Origin of the sequence: Escherichia sp. AM3, from assembly GCF_032029835.1 — a bacterium.
Taxonomy (GTDB): Bacteria; Pseudomonadota; Gammaproteobacteria; order Enterobacterales; family Enterobacteriaceae; genus Escherichia; species Escherichia coli.
The window spans coordinates 1-304 of record NZ_JAVUPQ010000814.1; the positions used below are offsets into that span (position 1 = coordinate 1).

Genomic DNA, 304 nt, shown 5'->3' on the forward strand with positions numbered 1-304 from the left:
GCCTCGGTTACCACCGGCGCGGCGCTGGACGTGTCCGGCGGCTTCTGCCGCCATCTGTAAGGACACATCATGAAAAAGGTAATGTTGATTGGTTTTGGCGCCATGGCACAGGCGGTGATTGAGCGCCTGCCCGCCGGCGTGGCTATCGGCTGGATCGTGGCGCGCGCGTCTCACCATGCCGCCATTCACGACCAGTTTGGCGATGCGGTTGAGGCGCTGACGTCGCCGATGGCGTGCGCACAAACGCCGGATCTGGTGCTGGAATGCGCCAGCCAGCAGGCGGTGGCCCAGTACGGGGAAGAGA

The 304-nt window shown here is 64.5% G+C and carries 1 pseudogene; it reads left to right on the top strand.

The annotated features are described in order from the left end of the window. Positions 1–69 precede the first annotated feature (69 nt). A pseudogene (locus tag RTW80_RS28515) lies at positions 70–304 on the top strand (aspartate dehydrogenase); the annotation flags it as partial.